The organism is Pseudoduganella sp. GW821-FHT12E03, assembly GCF_058807115.1.
In genome coordinates, this window is sequence record NZ_JBXAQJ010000009.1 from 355,590 (window position 1) to 375,821 (window position 20,232).

A 20,232-nucleotide genomic window follows, 5' to 3' on the forward strand; every position below is an offset into this window, starting at 1 on the left:
GCTGCAAAAAGTGGTTGGACATGGTCACTTGGACAATCTATCAAGATAGCTGCCCTCTAATGGCTTTATCGGACTTCCATCCTTAAAAATTTCAAACTTTTTTCTACTTGCTACAACAATTGAAAACTGATCCGGAAGCGCCATGAATTCAATAATTTCTGGGCGTTGGATTGCCGCCTCATACACAGATATTGCCAACAAATCTTCGTTCGCGGTCGTCTTACCTTGAGCATCTGACAAAACCCAACCAGTACCTGAACCTCGGCTGTTCGAGCGCATCATTAGAATCAACGGCGCCTGAAGTGCATTACGCGAGATCAAGAGAGGCAGGTGCAAGGGTGCAAATCGCATTGAATCCGTGACTCCCAAGCTATCCGCGACGTATCGCTGCGATCGAACGATTCTGAGCGTCTTTGCGACAGAGGAAACATACTTGAATGGCATCGACTTCATGTCTGGCTCAAAAACCCGGAGTTTTCCATCATCTGTGGCTTCAAGTTTCAATAAGACCGGACCGACGAGAAGCGTTTCACCGGCCTTGAATCGCTCGCCAGCGGCGACCATTTCTTCCAGTGTAGAGCGGAACCACTGCGCATCTTTTTCAGCAAGAGAGCCGTCATCAACCGTAAATACAAATTCCGGTTGGCCAAACTTGGAACAGTTAATTGTTGAAAAGTCCTTTGCCGCCATAGAATTTCCAATCCAGCCTGCAGCGAGTACTAAACCCAACAATCGTTTCAACATAGGTTTCCTTAAATGGTCCAACGTAAAAAGTCACTGGCTGCCGGAACACACAGCGTGGAGGCAGTCCAGTGCACTGCGGGGTTGGGCACGAGACCCAAAACGATTGCCATATGCCTTATTCTGCAGCCTCTAAGACCCGTAATGCGAGTTTGTATTCGGCCTCTGAACTGGCGATAACTGCCGCAGAAAGCTTCCGTGCATACGACGAAAGATCACAATTGGCGGGAACTGAGACACCATCAGGAGGTAGGCCGTAGTATTCAATGAAGTCAAGCTCAATCAAATACGCTTTGCGCTTACGAGAAAGTTCGTCAACTTCAGGGGAGAACCATACAGCGGCTTGGACTTGTTGCATTTTGCGCCGATTCCAACCCTTTTCCTTTGCCTTGGCGCCAATTAACCCTTCGATAGACTTAAAATGCTTCCAAGTTTCTGGCGTGATCTCATCACGAGCCGCGCGAGCGGCAGTGGTATTTTCCGCGCGTCGTTCCTTAATCGAACATTGATCAGTTTGCGCTTCGGCGGATATAGGCAGCACCATAAGAACACAAATAAGGAGCAATGCCGTTGCACCGGAGCCAAACATAACACCAGCGCGAGCCTGGCCGAAAACAAAACCGAGCACCAATCCCACGAACAGGACGAAGCCGAAAACCGCGAACCAGATTATGCCGAGAGAATTCGCCAACCAAGTTCGCTCGATCGCGAACATCACCGCGAGCGGAAAAAACAAGATAGCGGCAATCGAAGCGACGACTTTCATTCTGCGGCCCAACGTGAAGTAGACACCCCATCCGCCGCACCTTCCCCCGACAAAGTCTTGAGATTCCGCACGGAAGACCAGCATCTTTACTTTGTTATCAAATAGTTACCCCACTTTATCACACCCGAATCCTAAATCCCACCCCACCTCGGAGGCCGCATGGACACCGCCCAGCCGAAGTTACTGGATCAAATACGGGATCGCCTCAGGGTCAAGCATTACAGCCTTCGCACCGAAGCCAGTTATGTGGACTGGATCTGGCGTTTCGTCCTTTTTCACAACCTCCAGCATCCGGCCACACTGGACGCGGCACATGTCACAGCCTTCCTCACCCACCTTGCCGTCGCTGGCAAAGTAGCGGCGTCGACGCAGAACCAGGCACGCAGCGCCCTGCTATTTCTCTACAAGGAAGTGCTGAATAGCGAACTGCCTTGGCTGGATGGCGTAGTGAATGCCAAGACCCCGCAGCGCTTGCCAGTGGTGCTGACCGTGGACGAAGTCCAGAACATATTGGTCCACATCGAGGGTACGCCGGGACTGATGCTCAGGCTGATCTATGGCAGTGGCATGCGCATCATGGAATGTATGCGGTTGCGGGTCAAAGACATCGACACCAGGACGTCGCCACCACGATGATTTATACCCATGTCCTGAATCGCGGCGGGCGCAGCGTGATCAGTCCGCTGGACCGGCAATCGATCGTGCCGGACATTTGAAGACAGCACGCCAGCGTCAATGAAAATCCCGGCTCCCCGTCTTCAGCCTGCCCAGCAAATGCGATAAATCCACCAGCCGCTTGGCCACCAGGTGGCACACCGATCCTTCCCGCTGCCACACGCCATACACCCCCAGCAGCGAAGCATTGAGCACTTCGCTGCGCTGCTGCTCCACCAGCGCGGGCCAGACAATCACGTTGACGTTACCGGTCTCGTCTTCAATCGTGATGAACAGCACGCCCTTGGCCGTGCCGGGGCGCTGGCGCACCGTGACGATGCCGCAGCCGCGCGCGGGCCAGCCCTGTTCAAAGGTATTCAAGGTCGCAGCCGGCAAGAACCGCTTCGCCAGCAAATGCGGCCGCAACAGCGCCAGCGGATGGCGTTCCAGGGTCAGCCCCTGCGAACGGTAATCGTGCAGGATTTCATCGCCTTCCGAGGGCGGCGCCAGTTGCGGCGTTTCTTCCTGCGGCACGGTCGGCCTCAGTAAATCCTTGTCCGGCACGGCGCCGGCCGCATCCCACAGCGCCTGCCGGCGGTTGCCGGCCAGCGCCCGCAAGGCATTGCCGGCTGCCAGCACCTGCAAATCGTGGCGCTCCAGGTCGGCGCGGCGCGCCAGGTCGGCCACGCTGGCGAAGGGCCGCACGATGCGCGCCACTTCGATCCGCTCCGCACTGTCGGGACGCATGCCCCGCAACAGCGACAGGCCCAGCCGCACGGCAGGCTGGCCACGCGGCCCCGCCGGTTCCTCCAGCGCGGAATCCCAGCCGCTGCACGTGATGTCCACCGGTCGCACGATGACGCCGTGGCGTTTGGCATCCTGCACCAGTTGCGACGGCCCATAAAAGCCCATCGGCTGGCTGTTTAATAAAGCACACAGAAAAGCCGCCGGTTCGTGGCACTTGATCCACGAACTGAAATACGTCAGCAGCGCAAAACTGGCCGCGTGTGATTCGGGGAAACCATATTCACCGAAACCGCGGATTTGCTTGCAGATGGCATCCGCAAATTCCGAGGGATAATCCCGTTCCTTCATGCCGGCTTTGATCCGGTCTTCATATTGATCAACGCCGCCTTTCCGCTTCCAGGCAGCCATGGCACGCCGCAACTGATCCGCTTCACCATCAGTGAATCCAGCGGCAATCATGGCAACCTGCATCACTTGTTCCTGAAAAATTGGTACGCCCAAGGTACGCTTCAGCGCGCCCTCCAGGCGAGGCGGGTATTTCACCAGGCTGCTATCCAGCCGCCGTTGCAGATAAGGATGGACCATCCCGCCCTGGATCGGCCCGGGCCGCACCAGCGCCACTTCAATCACAAGGTCGTAAAACACGCGGGGCCGCAAGCGCGGCAGCATGCTCATTTGCGCGCGCGACTCGATCTGGAATACACCGACCGTGTCCGCCTCGCACATCATGTCGTAGGTGGCGGCATCTTCGCGGGGAATATCCTGCAACCGGAAATGCGTGCCGCGCCGCTGGCCCACCATGTCCAGCGCACGCCGCAACGCGGACAACATGCCCAGCGCCAGCACGTCCACCTTCATCAGCTTCAACTCTTCCAGGTCATCCTTGTCCCACTGGATGACGCTGCGGTCCGGCATGCTGGCGTTCTCGATCGGCACCAGGCGCGATAATTTATCTTGCGCGATCACGAAGCCGCCCACGTGCTGCGACAAATGGCGGGGAATACTGAGGAATTGATACGCCAGCACCGCCCACTGGCGCGCCAGTTGCGATTCCGGGTCCAGACCGCACTCGGCCAGGCGCTCTAACAAATCCTTGCGGCTGTCGAACCAGCGGTGCGAGCGCGCCACCTTTTCCACGATGGCCAGGTCCACGCCCAATGCCTTGCCGCTGTCGCGCAGCGCGCTTTTCGGGCGGTAGCAAATCACGGTGGCGGCCAGCGCGGCGCGGTGGCGGCCATATTTCGCATAGATGTACTGGATGACTTCTTCGCGCCGCTGATGTTCGAAGTCGACGTCGATGTCCGGCGGCTCTTTGCGTTCACGGGAAATAAAACGCCCCACCAACAAGTTCGAATGTTCGGGATCGACTTCGGTCACCCCCAGGCAATAACAGACGGCCGAATTGGCGGCCGAGCCCCGCCCCTGGCACAGGATATGCTGGGAGCGTGCATAGCGGACGATGTCATACACCGTGAGGAAATAAAACTCGTACGCCAGCTCCGCGATCAACGCCAACTCTTCCTCGACCTGCCGGGACACCTTCTCCGGTATGCCATGCGGGTAGCGCATGTTGGCGCCGATATACGTCTGTTCACGCAAATAGCTTGACGGCGTATGCCCTTCCGGCACCAGTTCATGCGGATATTCGTACTGCAGTTCATCCAGCGAAAACGTGCACAGGCTGGCGATGCGCAGCGTTTCATCGAGCGCGGCACGCGGATAAATATTGGCCAGCCGCAGACGCTGCCGCAAATGCTGTTCGCCATTCTGCGGCAGCGCATAGCCGCACTCGCCCACCGGTTTGCCCAGCCGCACGGCCGTCAAGGTGTCGAGCAGCGGTTTGCGGGAGCGCACGTGCATGCGCACATCCCCGACCGCCACCACCGGCAAGCCATGCTGCAGCGCCACTTCATCGATACTGATGCGGTGGCTTTCATCAAACGCGCGCTGCAGCAAGTTCAACCCCAGCCAGGCGCGCCCGGGAAATTGCCGTGCCATCCACGCCGCCTGCCGGTGCAGCCGGTCGATATCGTCCGGAGAATCGACCGGATAATGCGGCAGTAAAATCGCCAGGCAATGCGGCAACCCTTGCAAATGCGCCTGCGCCGGTTGAGGCGCCGCGATATCAGCCGGATGCAGCAGATAAGTCCCCTTCGCCACACCGCTGCGCGTGCGCGCCAGGGTGATCAGTTCCGACAAATTACCGTAACCGTCGCGGTTTTGCGCCAGCACCAGCAGCGACAAGCCCGCGCTGCCGTCAGGCTCCGTCAAATGGAAATGCGCGCCGATCAGCAATGTCAGGCCAGCCCGTTTCGCCACGCCATGGGCGCGCACCACCCCGGCCAGCGAACATTCATCGGTGACCGCCAGCGCCTTGTAACCCAATTGCACGGCCCGTTCGGCCAACTCTTCCGCATGGGATGCCCCCTGCAGGAAGGAAAAGTTGGACAAACAAAACAGCTCTGCGTAATCGGGCAATTCGGTGGACATGACTCTATACTGTGTTTTTATACAGTATTATAGTCATGTGCGCAGCTGAGATACAGAGTCAGTTATGCTTCGATCATGAAAATCACCGAACTTCTCTGCTTCGGCGCACTGCCGGGCCAGGGCAATCCCGCGCTGGTGGTGCAAGGCGACGGCTGGACTGCCAGCCAGCGCCAGCACTTCGCCTATACCCAACAGCGCAGCGCCTGCGTGTTTATCGATGCCGACGCCGGTGAGGTGGTGCTCGATTACTTTTATCCGCACACGCGCAGCCCGCTGTGCCTGCATGCGACGCTGGCGGCGGCGGCCGTGTTGTTCGATGACGCGGACAGCGCAACATACGCACGTCCGTCCAGCCTCCCGCGCAACACTGCCGACACGGCGGCCGCGCCCGGCGCCAAACCGCCGCGTGATGCGGAACAATCTGTGCATGCGATCACCGTGCGCACCGCGTTGCGCGGCCAACCGCTGCACCTGTCCCGCACCGGCGCCGGCTTGTTTATCGCCCTGGAACGCCAGCCGGCGCCCACGATTGCCGTGGCGCCGGAGTTGATCGCCCGCCTGATGGCCGCGCCCGGCTTGCAACCGGTCTCCGCCCCGATGGTGGTCTCCGCCGGCAGTGCCAAGCTGCTGCTGGAATTGCCCGATTGCGCCACCTTGCAAGCGCTGCGTCCCGACCTGGAATTCATCGCCGCCTGGGGCCGGGAACATGGCGTCAATGGCTGTTATGCATGGGCGCGCCGCGCCGATGGCGCCATTGAAGGCCGCAATTTCAACCACCTCGACCCGGCGCTGGAAGACAGCGCCACCGGCGTCGCGGCCGCTGCGCTGACCTTGCACCTGGGGCACGGCATTGTGCTGCACCAGGGCGCGAACCGGGGCCAGCCGTGCCTGCTGCGCACCCGGCTGCAAGGCGACACCGTGCTGGTCGGCGGGGCGGCGGAAGCCATTCCCTATCACCCCAAACCCGCGCCCAATCTGTAACAGTGGTTTAAACGACTACGTTGTACTACGTATGCCGGAAAAATCTTGCTTCGATTACAATCGCGGCATTTTTTTTATTTCCGGAGACGCGCGTGTTCGCAACCAGCACTTTACGTAAAGCAGTCTTGATCAGTCTGTATGGCACAGTTGCCATGAGCGCCATGACCGCCCTGTCCCCTGCCGCCTATGCCCAAACGGCCGGCGAAGGCGCTTCGCAAGTGCAAACCGTAAACGTGGTGGGTTCGCGCCGCGCCACCTCGTCCGCCACCGACACCGTGGTGCCGGTCGATGTGATCCCGATGACCAAGGCGGCCGAACAGGGCGCGCAATTCGACCTGGCGCAATCGCTGACGTACGTCTCCCCATCGTTCAACTCGACCCGCCAGACCGGCGCGGACGGCGCCGACCTGGTGGATTCGGCCGCGCTGCGCGGTCTGGGTTCGGACCAGACCCTGGTGCTGGTCAATGGCAAGCGCCGCCACACCACCGCGCTGGTCAACCTGTTTGGCGCGCGCAACCGCGGCAACACCGGCACCGACATGAATGCGATCCCGCTGCTGGCCATCAAGGATGTGCAAGTGCTGCGTGACGGTGCGGCCGCCCAGTACGGTTCCGATGCGATTGCCGGCGTGCTCGACATCGGCCTGAAGAAAAGCCTGGGCTGCGAAGCCGTGACCGGCTACAGCCAGTATTCGGAAGGCGACGGCAAGAATTACATGGCGTCCGCCTACTGCGGCGTGGCGCTGGCCGGCGGTGTGGTCGGCATCACCGGCGAATACCTGGACCGGGGCCGCTCCAACCGCGCCGAAGCGGGCAATCCCCGCATCATCGGCGACACCAAGGCGGAAAACCAGACCCTGTACGTGACCGGGGAAGTGCCGACCATGCCGGGCGGTAAGTTCTACTTCACGGCCGGCGCCCAGCAGCGCGACGCTTCCAGCGCCGCCTGGGCCCGTGGCGGTATCGGCAGCGACGATATTCCATCGCGCAACTCGGCGGCCATGTACCCGAACGGTTTCGTGCCCTTCATCGATGGCGTGATCGACGACCGCTATGCCACCGTCGGCCACAAGAGCCGTGTGGGCGAATGGACGGCGGACTTGTCGCAGACCTATGGCTACAACCGCATGATGTACACCATCAATAACACGCTGAACGCGTCGATCGCCAACGCCGACCTGATCAAGGGCGGCAAAGGCATCAGCCCGTCGTCGTTTGACGCGGGCGGCTTCTCGTTCCGCCAGATGACCACCAATGCCGACTTCAGCCGCTACTACGACCACATCCTGCGTGGCATGAACGTGGCGTTCGGCGCGGAATACCGCAGCGAGCAATACAAGATCTTCGCCGGCGAACCGGGTTCGTACAGCGACGCGGACGGCGTCGGCTTTGGCGGCAACGCCGGCAGCCAGGGCTTCCCCGGCTTCCAGCCTGGCGACCGCACCAATGCCAAGCGCCACAGCAGCGCCGCCTACCTGGACCTGGAACTCGACATCACCGAGCGGGTCAAAGTGCAAGGCGCGCTGCGCCACGAGCGCTACAGCGACTTCGGTTCCACCACCACCGGCAAGCTGGCCGGTTCGCTGCGCGTGACGCCGGACTTGCTGCTGCGCGCCTCGGCCAGCACCGGCTTCCGCGCACCGTCGCTGCAGCAAGTGTATTTCTCGTCGACCTTCACCGACTTCATCAGCGGCGTGCCGACCGACGTGGTGCTGGCGCCCAATGGCGGCCCGGTGGCCAACGCGGCCGGCATCCCGAAGCTGAAGGAAGAAAAATCCACCAGCTATACCTTGGGCACGACTTGGTCGCCGCACGCGCAAGCGTCCATCACGGCCGACTTATACGACATCAAGATCAAGGACCGCATCGTGCTGTCCGGCCGCTTCAATGCCGACAACTACCCATCGCTGGCGGAACGCCTGGCCAAGCTGGGCGTGGGCGAAGCGCAATTCTTCGTCAACTCGGTCGATACGCAAACGCGCGGCCTGGACTTGACCGCGTCGCATAAATCCACCCTGGCCGGCAACAAGCTGACCACCTTCGTGGCGATGAACTTCAGCAAGACCGAAGTCACGGGCATCCACGCGCCGGCCTCGCTGAAGGGCTATGAAGACGTGCTGCTGTCCGAACGCGAGCGCCTGTTCATCGAGCAAGGCGGCCCGCGCCGCAAGGCCACCCTGGGCTTGGACTACGTGACCGGTGCGCTGGAAACCGACTTCAAGATCATCCACTTCGGCCCGCAAACGCTGGGCACCTTCAGCGGCACCGCCGCCGGTGTCCCGAATGCGAAGTATGAAGCGAAGACGTCGGCGGACTTGAGCTTCACGTACGCCTTCACGAAAAACACCAAGCTGACCTTTGGCGGCGCCAACATCTTCAATGTGAAGCCGACCCGCCAGAATCCGGACGAAACGGATAACGGCTTCCACTATGACTCGGTGCAGTTTGGCTTGAACGGCGCGTCGTACTTCGGCCGTTTGTGGGTCAAGTTCTAAGAGTAAGAAAACGGGGGCGGCTCGCATGCACGGCGGCTTCCGCGAAGGCGGAAACCGCCCTACGCGGCAGCCACCGCTTAATTGCCGCAGCCCAGTGAGGCAATGCGGTCATGCGCGGCTTTGGCCTGCACCAGCCCAAAGCCGGTGTACACGTCGCGCCCCGCCGCATTTAAATCTTTGGCGCTCTTGCCCAGCGACGCGCGGATCTGCGCCCCTTTGCAGGTCGGGAAGTAACTCCACACCAGCGCCGCCACCGCCGACACGTGCGGTGTCGCCATCGACGTGCCATCGTAGTAATCGTAGTTGGTGGCCTTGACCGCCACGGTGGCGGAGGCGCCCAGTTGCGCTTTCAGCGCCGTTCCCTCCGTATCGGATGCCGTCACCGACGGAATCGATGTGATCGTGGTGCCCAGCGTACCGGCAAAGCCGCCGGCCACGTTGTTGTATACCACCGCGCCTTTGCCGCCGCTCTTCTGGCAATTGCTGACCTTCACGGCGAAATCAATCGTGCCGCGCGCAATCAGGCACACCTTACCGGACATGGCGCTGACAATCTTGTCGCCAATCCCGAAGTCCGCCAATGGCGCGGTCGCACTGGTTTTCGGCGAACCATCCATGGCGCCCGGCGCGTAGGTGGTGGCGCCGACCACCAGCGATGGCGACGCGCCCGCCCCCATCGGCACGGTGGACAGCACATTCACGCCGGGACCGGCAATTTCCACTTTGCTGTTGAATTGCGAGAAGCTGGCCACGGTCAGGCTTTCATCGACCGCCGCCACGCTCATCACGCTGGCATAGCCAGCCGGATACGAGACGGCGGCATTGCCGTCATTGCCCGCCGCCGCCACCGACAACACCCCCTTGGTTTCCAGCGCATCAAAAGCGCGCTCTTCAGTCTTGCTGGGACGGCCGCCGCCGAGCGACATGCTGATCACGTTCGCACTGGCCGCGCCGCACTTGTTGGCGGCCGTGGCCAGCGACGAGGAATAGGCCCAGCCCTCGGCATCAAACACTTTGACGATGTGCAGCTTGAGGGTGCGGTTCGGATTCACGCCCACCACGCCGACATCGTTGTTGTTAATGGCGGCAATCGTGCCGGCCACATGGGTGCCGTGGTGGTTTTCATCGGTGTACCACCAGCCGGTGCCCCGGTCATATTCCCCGGTCACGGCATTGGCGCTCAAGTCTTCGTGCGAACGGTCATAACCGGAATCGATGATGCACACCTTGCGGTTGCCGGCGTTGGTATCGGCCAGCTGGTCGGCCTGTACGGCTTTGATGCCCCATGGCACCAGTTGGCCCACCAGGTAAGGATTCCCGGTCGATGCCGTCGTACCGCCCAGCGGGTAGCGTTTGACGTCTTCTTCCACGTAGAGCACGTTGGGATTGCGCGACAAGCCGTTCAGCGCCTGGGTCGGCACTTCAATGGCCATCGCATCCATGCCATAGATTTCATGCTTGATGGCGCCGTGGGCCGCGCCGACTGCGGAGCGGATGGCGGAAGCGGAACCGGGTTTGAAGGCCACGATGACACGCGTGATGTCCGGCGCGGCCGTGGCGTGGCCGGCGGCGCCGATGGCGGCCGCCGCGCACACCAGTTTGATGGCCAGCGCCAGCTGGAAAGAGTGGGATGGATTGCGCATGTCAGCCTCCGGGTTATCAGGCACAGGACAAACCCTTGCTTTCAGGCAAGCACGAGAAGAGCTCATCCGCATCTCTGTAGAGATTCAGTATAGGAGTCAATCGTGCGGCTGCGCAATCCGGCATTGCGCCAATTCCTGGCGTTATTTCCATAACGTTGCATCCATGCCGCAAGCTATTTCAACCAGGCATTTCTTGCCGCCTCACTACTGCCCCAGCTGCTGCAGTTCCCACGTCATATTGGCCATCGCCAGCCCATTGTATTGCTCGGCAAAGAAGGGATCGCCGAACAGGGTGCCCGCTTCCGCCTTCTGGCGCAGGTACGTCAACACCTGGCCGCGCAGCACCGGATAGGTTTCATCCGGCACATGGCTGTATTCATGGCGGATGCCTTGCGCGTAATGGCGATACACCTCTTCATCCTGGCCCAGGATGGCCAGGTCCACGCTGAGCATGGTTTCCTTCAGCGGGTGCGTGATCGCCGGGCCCTGGAAATGGTCGGTGGCGCGGATCAGCGCCGCCACGCCTTCCGAGAAACCGGCTTGTTTGCCGTCGCCCAGGCCGCTGCCCAGCCACAATTGCGCGCTGTGCTCTTCATTCGACAATTCGCCATCGGCGGCCGGGCCATCGCCATGCACATAGTGCAGGTCGTGGAACCAGAACGCCGCGCGGACCAGGTCGGTATCATGCCGGCTGGGGCCGACATTGGCGCTCCACGTGCGGATTTCCGCCAGGCCGTGCACCAGGTGATCCAGGTTATGGTAGTGACGGTCATGGCCGCCATAAGCGTCGCCGCCGGTAATGCGCAGGAACCACGTGTCGGCGCGCGCCCGCACCTCGACCGGGGCCTGGCTGTATTGCCACAGTGCATCCCATTCCTTGCGCAGCCAGCTCAGGATCCACGCGTGGTAAGCCGGGCCGGGCACGAACTTTTTCATGGTCCAGTTCCACCCCACCGGTCCCTCCAGCGCCTTGACGAAACTGGAACTGACGGAACCGAGATCGCGCGGCGGCATGACAAACACGGTCTTGGCGCCGCCAATCACATCGACGTTGGTTTGCTGGATCAGGTTTTCATAATCGAAGTCCGCCGTGGTGCGGATGCCGCGGATCAGGTAATCGACACCGTGCCGCTTGGCCACGCGCGCCGTGTAATCGCTTTTCACGATCATCACCTGCACGTTATTCCAGCCCCGCTCGGCGCAGCTGCGCAACACGATTTCCTTGCGCTGTTCGGCGGAAAACTTGGGCTGTTTGGTCGAATTTTCGGACAGGAACACCACCACGTCATCCGCGATGGAACGGGCTTCGCCGATCACCCACATGTGGCCGTTGGTGATCGGGTCCAGGGTGCCCGAAAAGCCGATTTTTTTCATGCCTGCTCCGCTGACGGTATCAAAACCGCCATTCTAGCGTGAGCGGGCGCAACTATTATGAATTGGTTGTGACAGCGGGAAATTCCACCCGCACCTGCAAGCCGCCCAGCCGCGCCGACTGGTCCAGGATCAAGGTGGCGCCATGGCGTTCCGCGATGGCCTTGATGATGGCCAGGCCCAGGCCGCTGCCGCCGGCCGGGCTGCCCGGTACGCGGTAAAAGCGGCTGAACACGCGCTCCCGTTCTTCGGCCGGAATACCGGGACCGCTGTCGTCCACGCACAGCACGGCCTTACCCTGGTGCTGGCGCACTTCGACATCGACCGTGCCGCCGGACGGCGTGTACTTGATGGCGTTGTCGACCAGGTTGCGCAACAGGATCAGCAACGCATCGCCCTGCCCCGCCACTACCGCATCGTCCGCATGGTGCAAACCCAGGTCGATGCCACGGGTTTGCGCAATACCGGCCAAGTCGCCCAGCGTGCGGCGCGCCAGATCGCCCAGGTTGACGTCGTCTTTTTTCAATTCGCTGCCGGCTTCCTGCCGCGCCAGCACCAGCAATTGTTCCACCAGCCGCGTGGCCCGTTCGATGCCCGCCGTCAGCCGCCCCACCGCCACACTGCGCGCCTCCGCGCTGTCGGCCCGCTCCAGGCTCAGCGCCTGCAATTTCAAGGCGGCCAGCGGCGTGCGCAATTCATGCGCCGCATCGGCCACGAAATGCTGCTGCGCATCGAACGCGGTTTTTACGCGGTCAAACAGCAGGTTCAATTCCTGGACCAGTGGCTGCACTTCATCGGGCAAGCCTGCTTCCGAGACCGGCGACAAATCATCGGCCCGGCGCGCCGCGACCTGGGTTCGCACGCGCGACACCGGCGCCAGCGAACCGCTGACCACCCACCACACCACCAGCATCAGCAGCGGCGCCATCATGGCGATCGGCGCCACGGTGCGCAGCGCCAATGCCCCGGCCATGCGCTGGCGCACTTTCATGTCTTGCGCAATTTGTACGGTCTGGTTATTGGTCTGGATGGAAAAGACGCGGTAGGTGGCGCCGCGCACGCGCACATTGGAAAAGCCCAGCACGGCGCGCTGCGGCAATTCCGCACGCGACAGCGAACGGAATACCTGCACCCCGTCCGGCGTCCAGACTTGCACCACCATGTCGTCGTTATCGAGGTCGCCGCCACGGCCATATTGGTTGGCCATCGGCGCGCCGGAGCGCAGCGACAGCGCCATTTGCTGCATGTGGTAATCGAAGATTTCATCCGCATCGCTGCGGGCGCTGCGGTAGGCAATCACGGCTTGCGCCATGGCCGCCAGCACAATGGCCGCCAATAAAAACCACAGCAAGCGGCCACGCAGCGAATGCGTGACCGGCATCGATACAGGCAGTTTCATTAGCTTATTTCGTCAATTCTTCGGCACCATGTAACCCAGGCCCCGCACGTTCTGGATCAACTCACTGCCCAGCTTTTTGCGCAAGCCGTGGATATACACTTCCACCGCATTGCTGTTGACTTCATCCTTCCAGCTGTACAGTTTTTCTTCGAGCTGGGCGCGCGACAGCACGATGCCGGGACGCGCAATCAGCGCTTCCAGCACGGCCCATTCGCGCGCCGACAAGTTCACCGGCTGGCCATTGGCAATCACTTCGCGGGTTTGCGGATTGACCGACACGCCTTTGTGTTCGAACACGGGTTCCGCGCGGCCGGCCGAACGGCGCAGCAGCGCGCGGATGCGGGCCAGCAATTCATCGAGGTCGTACGGTTTCAACACGTAATCGTCTGCGCCCGCATCCAGGCCGGCGATACGCTGGTCAACCGCATCGCGCGCCGTGGCCACCAGCACCGGCGTCAATTCCTTGCGCAAGCGCATCGAGCGCAACACTTCCAGGCCATCTTTGCGGGGTAAGCCCAGGTCCAGCAACACGAGGTCATAGGTTTGGGTTTGCAGCGCCGTGTCGGCCATGTCGCCATCCTTGACCCAGTCGACGGCGTAGTGCTCGGCCCGCAACAGGTCAAGCACCACTTCGCCGATCATCGTGTCATCTTCCACCAGCAAGAGCCGCATGGTATTCCTTATTATGAGGATGCCCGGCCTGAAGGCCCTGCACCCAATATCAAACTTGAGGATGCCCGGCCTGAAGACCCGGCACCCGTATTCTTAATTAACCGATTAATTAACCGATCCGCACCGGAATGAAGATTTTGTCATCGCCGCGCTGAATCAGCAAGGCGACCGACTTTTCCGACTTCGCCATCAAGTCGCGCACCTGTTCCAGCGAATTGACGGGACGGCCATTGACCGACAACAGCACGTCGCCCGGCTCGACCCCGGCAAAGGCGGCGGCGCCGGAAGCCTGTTCCACCAGCAGGCCGGACTGGATGCCGGACTGGCGTTTCTCGACCGGGTCCAGCGGACGCAGCGCCAGGCCCAGTTTCACCTTGCCGGCCGCGCCGTCGCCGGCGCGGGCCACGTCGGCCACGCGGTCGGCGGCATTGCCCAGCTTGCCGTTCAATTCAATGGATTTGCCCTGGCGCCAGACTTCCAGGTTGACCTTGTCGCCCGGCAGCGCCAGGCCGACAATGGCCGGCAAGTCGGCCGAGGCAACGATCTTCTGGCCATTGACCTTGCGGATCACGTCGCCGGCTTTCAGGCCCAGTTTGTCGGCGGGGCCGCCCCCTTCGACGTTCGCCACCAGCGCGCCTTCCGGCGTGGCCAGGTTGAACGAATCGGCAAAGCTCTGGTTCACTTCCTGCACCGACACGCCCAGTTTCGCATGCGCCACCTTACCGGTCGCGACGATCTGGTCCTTGATCTTGGTGGCGACGTCGATCGGAATCGCGAACGACAAGCCCTGATAACCGCCGGTCTGGCTGTAGATTTGCGAGTTAATGCCGATCACTTCGCCGCGCGTATTGAACAGCGGACCACCCGAGTTGCCCGGGTTGACGGCCACGTCGGTCTGGATGAACGGCACATAGCTGTCGTCCGGCAGCGAGCGGCCCTTGGCGCTGACCACACCGGCCGTGACCGTGCTTTCCAGGCCGTAGGGCGAGCCGATCGCCAGCACCCACTCGCCAACCTTGAGGTCGGAAGTGCGGCCCAGTGGCACCACCGGCAGGTTTTTCGCTTCGATCTTCAGCACGGCCACGTCGGTTTTCGGGTCGGAACCCAGCACCTTGGCGCGGTATTCGCGGCGGTCGGTCAGTTTGACCGTCACTTCGCTGGCGTCGCGCACCACGTGCGCATTGGTGAGGATCACGCCATCGGCGCTGATGATGAAGCCAGAACCGACGCCATGCGAAGGCATCGGACGTTCGCCACGCTGCTGTCCCTGCTGGAAGCGGCGGAAGAATTCATAGAACGGATCGTCGCCGAACTGGTCGCGGCCGCGGTCGTAGCCGGCGGTTTTGGTGGTGCCGGTGACGCTGATATTGACGACCGCCGGGCCATTGCGTTCAGCGATCACGCTGAAGTCGGGCATGGAAATCATTGGCGCCGCGACGGGAACGCCGGCCGGCACTTGGGCTGCCGCTGCCGTCCCTGCTGCCGGGGCGGTGGCCGCCACCGCTGCCGCATGATTCTGTTGCACCACGACGGCTCCGCCTGCGCCCAAGGCACCGAGCACGGCCAGGGCCAGAACACCACGCTTGATCGTTTTGGAAACAGGTTGATTGTGCATTGCTGCTCTCCTGGATAGAAGGAATTTCGATGACTCCAATATGAGGCAACAGACTTAGACATCGCTTAACTTTGTCCAATTGTGGCGTTCTGCCAGCATGCCATTTGCGATGCAGGATTGACAACTCAGATGCGGTACCCTGTCTAAATAAAGGCCCGGCGCCTGCGAATAAAGACAAAGGCCGGCAAAAGCCGGCCATGTTGCGATGCTGTCACCGCGCAGTGCACACTGCGCGGCGGTTCAGGTCAGGTTAGTTCAATCAGGCGGCCTGGCGCTGTTCGATGGTGGTCACGTTGGACGCTTCCACGCCATCGATGGCGATCTTGCGCGGCTTCAGGGCTTCCGGAATTTCGCGCACCAGTTCGATGGTCAGCATGCCGTTGTCAAACGAGGCGCCGGTGACTTTCACGTGATTGGCCAGCTGGAAGCGCTGCTCGAAATCGCGGGCGGCAATGCCGCGGTGCAGGTAGGTGCGCTCGACGCCGTCGCGCTGTTTGCGGCCGACCACCAGCAAGGTGTCGCGCTCGGACGTAATGTCGATTTCCGCACGGCTGAAGCCGGCCAGCGCCATCACGATACGGTACTGGTCTTCCGACACCAGTTCGATGTTGTACGGAGGGTAGCTCGGTTGCGCATCGCCGCGCTGGGCGTCATTCAGCATTTGTGCCAGGCGGTCGAAGCCGATAGCGGAACGATACAGTGGGGTCAGGTCAAAAGTACGCATGATTCATATCCTTTTAAAGTTAAGCGATAAGGTCCGCCGGTCCCCTGCTGGGCAACCGGTGAGTCCGATATACGGCTACCCAATCGCAGTTTCAAGAGCTTTTTTTCCAAATTTTCTTCGGTCTTTTTCCATACACTTCGAAACATTAGAAAATTTCCTGCGTGCTACACTAAACCTCTTTAAATCCCCTGCTTTGCCCTTACATGACGCCTTTCCGCCCCGCCGTACGCCGCCTCGTGCTGGCCGTACTGGCCGCCACCGCCTTCTCCAGCCACGCCGCCGACACCCTCCCCGCGCCGCTGGACCAGCCCTACCCAGGCGCCATCGTGCTGAACGTCGATGCGTCGAACACGTCGCAGCAAATTTTCCGGATCAAGGCCAGCATTCCGGCCAAGGCCGGCAAGATGACCTTGCTGTATCCGCAATGGGTGCCGGCCAACCACGGTCCCAGCGGCCCGCTGAACCAGTTCGCCGGCCTGAAGCTGAGCGCCAACGGCAAGCCGCTGGCCTGGTCGCGCGACCCGGTCAACGTGCATGCGTTCCACATCGAGGTGCCGCGCGATGCGAAGACGGTGGAAGCGGAATACCAGTATTTATCGCCAACCGAACCGAACCAGGGCCGTACCACCATCACCAGTGAAATCCTCGGCGTGCAGTGGCATTCGATGGCGCTGTATCCGGCCGGTTACACCACCCGCAAGATCCAGGTGCAGGCCAACCTGACCTTGCCGGAAGGATGGCAATATGCGACCGCGCTGGAAACCGCCGAGCGCAAGGGTGACACCGTGCAATTCAAGCCGCTGGACCTGGAAACGCTGGTCGATTCGCCCTTGTTCGCGGGTCGCTACCACAAGCGCTATGATCTCGATCCCGGCGCCAGGCTGCCGGTGCACCTGAACGTGTTTGCCGATACCGCCGAGGCGGTGGAAGCCAAGCCGGAACAGATCGAACTGCACCGAGCACTGATCCAGCAGGCGTACAAGCTGTTCAACTCGCAGCACTATGCGCATTACGATTTCCTGCTGGCGCTGTCGGAAGAATTCGGCGGCATCGGCCGCGAACACCATCAGTCCAGCGAAAACGGCGTCAAACTCGATTACTTCACCGACTGGAACAAGGCGGAATCCGTGCGTGGCTTGCTGCCGCATGAATTCACCCATTCGTGGAACGGCAAGTTCCGCCGCCCCGCAGGCCAGAATGTCCCGAACTTCAATACGCCGCTGCAAAACACCCTGCTGTGGGTGTACGAAGGCCAGACCCAGTATTGGGGCCATGTGCTGTCGGCACGCTCCGGCCTGATCCGCCAGGAAAACGTGCGCGATATCATTGCCGCCACGGCCGCCCGCTACGACGCCATGCGGGGCCGTTCGTGGCGTCCGGTGCAGGACACCACGTATGACCCGATCATCAATGGCCGCCGTCCGCTGGGCTGGTCCAGCTGGCAGCGCAGCGAGGATTATTACAATGAAGGCGCGCTGATCTGGCTCGACGCCGATACCAAGATTCGCGAACTGTCGGGCGATACGAAATCGCTGGACAACTTCGCCCGCAATTTCTTTGGCATTGAAAACGGCAGTTATGTCGCCAACCACTACACCTTCGACGACGTGGTGAAAGCATTGAATGCGATCCAGCCATATGACTGGGCCACGTTCCTGCGCACCCGTGTGGAAACTGTCGGCCCGGCGCCGCTCGACGGCCTGGCGCGCGCCGGCTGGAAGCTGGTGTATGCGGACACCCCGACGCCGTACCTGAAGGGCGTGGAAGAGCGCAACAAGTCGGCCGACTTCCAGTATTCGCTGGGCTTCTCCGTCAGCAGCGAAGGCAAGGTCGAAAGCCTGCAATGGGAAGGCCTCGGTTTCCAGGCCGGCCTGGGCGGCGGCACCACGATCCTGGCCGTCAATGGCGCCGCCTACAAGGCGGAAGGGCTGCGCGCCTCCATCACGGCGGCCAAGACGTCGAACAAGCCGATCGAATTGCTGGTCAAGAAGGGCAGCAAGTACCGCACCATCCTGCTCGATTACCATGGCGGCTTGAAGTATCCGCGCCTGGAGCGCCTTGCCGACACCCCGGATCGCCTGCAGGCGATCCTGGCACCGGTGAAGTAAGGCCAGCCTGCAACACCAGGCGCATCCCGCAGGGCGGCAGCGGTTATACTAAAAGTAACTTGCCGACTGCGAACCTGTATGGATGCGCCCACCACCGAATTACTGCTACTGGAAGAAAACGCCCTCCTGCGAAGTGAACTCGACGCACTGCGCCAGCAGGTACGGACCTTCCAGGCCGTGCTCGATCACGCTCCCGTCCTGATCTCCACCAAGGATTTGCAGGGCTGCGTGACGATGGCCAACCGCCACTTCGATATCCTCGACGGCTACGATCCCGCCACCTTTATCGGCGCCAATGTGTTCGACCTGTTCCCGGCCGAAATCGCCGCGCAGCTGTGGCGCAACGACCGCCGCGCCGCACAGGAACGGCGCGCCATCCGGGAGGAGGAAACCGTCTACCACCGCGACAAGACGCTGCACACCTACCAGACCATCAAGTTCCCGCTGTTTGACGGGGACGATGGCGTGGTGGGCACCTGCGCGATATCGACCGACGTCACGGCGGCCCGGCAAGCGGAAAACGACAGTGTGACGGACGAGCTGACCGGCTTGAAAAACCGGCGCTACTTCAACATGCGTTTCCATGAAGAGCAAATGCGGGCGCTGCGCGATAACCGCCTGCTGTGCCTGCTGCTGCTCGATGTCGACCGCTTCAAGGAATACAACGACCATTACGGCCATCCACAGGGTGACGCCGTGTTGAAAGCCGTGGCGTCCTGCATGCGCGACACCTTGAACCGGGGCGGCGACCTGTGCTTCCGCATCGGCGGCGATGAATTCGCGTGCCTGTTTTCCGCCAGCGGCGAAGAGGAATGCCTGGCGCTGGCGCGGCAAATCCATGTGGCGATGGCCGCCTGCGCGCTGGACCACCAGGACAATCCGCCCAGCGGAATCGTCACGCTGTCGAGCGGCGCCGCCTTCCTGCGTCCCGGCGAGGCGCAGGACAAGGAAGCGCTGTATGAACTGGCGGACCAGGCGCTGTACCGTGCCAAGCACCAGGGGCGCAACCGGGTTTCAACCTGAGCGCAACGTGATTGCAACCCGACCGCTGGCTGCGGCCTTACTGGTCCAGGTAGCGCCGGCTCCACGCGGCAATCACGTCCGCCACATACGCGGTATCTTCGCGCCGCGTCAGCAAGTGATCGGCATCATCGAGCGAGACAAAACTTTTCGGGTGTTTGGCCGGCACAAAGATCTCCATCGCATGGCTGAGCGGCACGGTATCGTCGCCGGGGGCATGCATGACCAGCAGCGCCTTGCGCAAGCCGGCAATCTTGTCGCGCAGGCTGTGCGTGCCCGCATCATTAACGAATTGCTGGCGGATGCGGAACGGCCGTCCGGCCAGTTCCACATGGGCTTCCCCTTCTTCGGCAATGCGTTCCAGGTGTTCGCTGAACGTGCTGGTGGCAAAGGCCGGGTGGCCGGGCGAAGCGATCGTCACCACGGCTTTGGCTTCCGGCAGATGTTCGGCCGCCGCCAGCATGGCGGTGCCGCCCAGGCTGTGGCCGATCAACAATTGCGGCGCCGTGAAGTGCGTGCGCAGGTAATCGGCCGCCACCAGCAAGTCATCGACATTGGTGGAAAAATTCGTGTCGGCGAAATCGCCGCCGCTGGCGCCGATACCGGTGAAATCAAAGCGCAGCACGGCAATGCCGTGTTCCGTCAATTCCTGCGCAATGCGCCGTGCGGCCAGCACGTCCTTGCCGCAAGTGAAGCAGTGCGCATACAGCGCGTAGGCGCGCGGTTCGCCATCGGGGGCATCGAGGCGCGCCGCCAACTGGTGGCCGTGGGCGCCGGGGAAGTCGTGTCGTTTGGTTCGCATTCCT

General features: G+C 61.5%; 15 protein-coding genes. 5 read left to right on the plus strand and 10 right to left on the minus strand.

The genetic code is table 11. The features are described 5' to 3' along the window. Positions 1-24: 24 nt before the first annotated feature. Together AC1RRC_RS23595 and AC1RRC_RS23600 are read right to left on the minus strand one after the other, a co-directional pair. Complete coding sequence (locus AC1RRC_RS23595) at positions 25-744, minus strand: immunity protein Imm33 domain-containing protein (protein WP_493057973.1); 720 nt, start codon at positions 742-744, stop codon at positions 25-27. Positions 745-859: 115 nt separating this feature from the next. Continuing rightward, positions 860-1,591 (minus strand): hypothetical protein, encoded by a 732-nt coding sequence (locus AC1RRC_RS23600; protein ID WP_493057974.1) that lies wholly within the window; start codon positions 1,589-1,591, stop codon positions 860-862. 75 nt (positions 1,592-1,666) lie between these two features. Between AC1RRC_RS23600 and AC1RRC_RS23605 the strand changes: the two genes are divergently transcribed. Further along, positions 1,667-2,143, plus strand: coding sequence for a phage integrase N-terminal SAM-like domain-containing protein (locus tag AC1RRC_RS23605; RefSeq protein WP_493057975.1), 477 nt, complete (start codon positions 1,667-1,669; stop codon positions 2,141-2,143). 96 nt (positions 2,144-2,239) lie between these two features. Here the strand turns inward: AC1RRC_RS23605 and AC1RRC_RS23610 are convergent, their stop codons facing one another. Next, positions 2,240-5,398 carry an error-prone DNA polymerase gene (locus tag AC1RRC_RS23610; protein WP_493057976.1) on the minus strand — a complete coding sequence of 1,053 codons (3,159 nt, stop codon included), beginning with the start codon at positions 5,396-5,398 and terminating at the stop codon, positions 2,240-2,242. Positions 5,399-5,473: 75 nt separating this feature from the next. Here AC1RRC_RS23610 and AC1RRC_RS23615 point away from each other — a divergent pair, with 75 nt between their 5' ends. Together AC1RRC_RS23615 and AC1RRC_RS23620 are read left to right on the plus strand one after the other, a co-directional pair. Beyond that, positions 5,474-6,379, plus strand: coding sequence for a PhzF family phenazine biosynthesis protein (locus AC1RRC_RS23615; protein WP_493057977.1), 906 nt, complete (start codon positions 5,474-5,476; stop codon positions 6,377-6,379). A gap of 152 nt (positions 6,380-6,531) precedes the next feature. Beyond that, positions 6,532-8,874 carry a TonB-dependent receptor plug domain-containing protein gene (locus AC1RRC_RS23620; protein WP_493057978.1) on the plus strand — a complete coding sequence of 781 codons (2,343 nt, stop codon included), beginning with the start codon at positions 6,532-6,534 and terminating at the stop codon, positions 8,872-8,874. Positions 8,875-8,951: 77 nt separating this feature from the next. Here AC1RRC_RS23620 and AC1RRC_RS23625 read toward each other — a convergent pair whose 3' ends face one another. The 6 genes from AC1RRC_RS23625 to AC1RRC_RS23650 form a co-directional block, all read right to left on the minus strand. Beyond that, positions 8,952-10,517 carry a S8 family serine peptidase gene (locus AC1RRC_RS23625; protein ID WP_493057979.1) on the minus strand — a complete coding sequence of 522 codons (1,566 nt, stop codon included), beginning with the start codon at positions 10,515-10,517 and terminating at the stop codon, positions 8,952-8,954. Positions 10,518-10,721: 204 nt separating this feature from the next. After that, a complete protein-coding gene (gene coaD / locus AC1RRC_RS23630) occupies positions 10,722-11,891 on the minus strand; it encodes a pantetheine-phosphate adenylyltransferase (protein ID WP_493057980.1) in 1,170 nt (389 codons plus the stop codon). Between the two features lie 55 nt (positions 11,892-11,946). After that, a complete protein-coding gene (locus AC1RRC_RS23635; protein ID WP_493057981.1) occupies positions 11,947-13,287 on the minus strand; it encodes an ATP-binding protein in 1,341 nt (446 codons plus the stop codon). A 12-nt stretch (positions 13,288-13,299) separates the two neighbouring features. Next, entirely contained in the window at positions 13,300-13,959 is a 660-nt protein-coding gene (locus AC1RRC_RS23640; RefSeq protein ID WP_493057982.1) for a response regulator, read from the minus strand. Between the two features lie 109 nt (positions 13,960-14,068). Further along, positions 14,069-15,574, minus strand: a complete 1,506-nt coding sequence (locus AC1RRC_RS23645) for a DegQ family serine endoprotease (protein WP_493057983.1) — start codon at positions 15,572-15,574, stop codon at positions 14,069-14,071. A gap of 259 nt (positions 15,575-15,833) precedes the next feature. Next, positions 15,834-16,298 (minus strand): Hsp20 family protein, encoded by a 465-nt coding sequence (locus AC1RRC_RS23650; RefSeq protein WP_493057984.1) that lies wholly within the window; start codon positions 16,296-16,298, stop codon positions 15,834-15,836. A 203-nt stretch (positions 16,299-16,501) separates the two neighbouring features. Here AC1RRC_RS23650 and AC1RRC_RS23655 point away from each other — a divergent pair, with 203 nt between their 5' ends. Continuing rightward, positions 16,502-18,406 carry a M61 family metallopeptidase gene (locus tag AC1RRC_RS23655; RefSeq protein ID WP_493057985.1) on the plus strand — a complete coding sequence of 635 codons (1,905 nt, stop codon included), beginning with the start codon at positions 16,502-16,504 and terminating at the stop codon, positions 18,404-18,406. Positions 18,407-18,484: 78 nt separating this feature from the next. Beyond that, the gene (locus AC1RRC_RS23660; protein ID WP_493057986.1) at positions 18,485-19,429 is read left to right on the plus strand and encodes a sensor domain-containing diguanylate cyclase; all 945 of its coding nucleotides are present in this window, start codon (positions 18,485-18,487) and stop codon (positions 19,427-19,429) included. Between the two features lie 37 nt (positions 19,430-19,466). Here AC1RRC_RS23660 and AC1RRC_RS23665 read toward each other — a convergent pair whose 3' ends face one another. Next, positions 19,467-20,228, minus strand: coding sequence for an alpha/beta hydrolase family protein (locus tag AC1RRC_RS23665; RefSeq protein WP_493057987.1), 762 nt, complete (start codon positions 20,226-20,228; stop codon positions 19,467-19,469). Positions 20,229-20,232: the final 4 nt, after the last annotated feature.